Below are 351 nucleotides of genomic sequence, written 5' to 3'. Positions count from 1 at the left end.
AGGTGCAGGTAGTTCGGCGCGAAGCTACAGAAGGCCTTCAGCCGTTCGACATCGAGGATGGTGAGCACCCGGCTCTTGAGGTGGATCAGGCCGAGCGCGCGCAGCTCCCGCAGGGTCCGGTTCACGTGCACGTCGGACAGGACCAACGTCGCGGCGATCTCGGTCTGCGTCAGCGGGAACGCGTAGCTGTTATGGGTAACACGTCCGACCGCTTCCAGGCGCATGAGACGTTCGCACATAAGGTGGGCAATGCGCTTCCCTGGGGCACGTCCACCCATGTTGACGAGCCACTCACGCAGGCCTGCACCTTCGACCAGAGGGCCCCACCTGAAGGCCCGCTCGACGCCCGGG

1 protein-coding gene is annotated in these 351 nt (G+C 65.2%); it reads right to left on the bottom strand.

Annotated features, from left to right (window positions below; translation table 11 throughout):
- The coding region (locus tag MKK65_RS27180) for a helix-turn-helix domain-containing protein (RefSeq protein ID WP_243961245.1) at window positions 1-224 on the bottom strand (224 nt) is incomplete at its 3' end.
- Window positions 225-351: the final 127 nt, after the last annotated feature.

Origin of the sequence: Methylobacterium sp. J-001, from assembly GCF_022829565.1 — a bacterium.
GTDB lineage: Bacteria > Pseudomonadota > Alphaproteobacteria > Rhizobiales > Beijerinckiaceae > Methylobacterium.
Note: the sequence above shows the minus strand (reverse complement) of the source record. Positions and strands in the feature narration are given on the sequence as shown.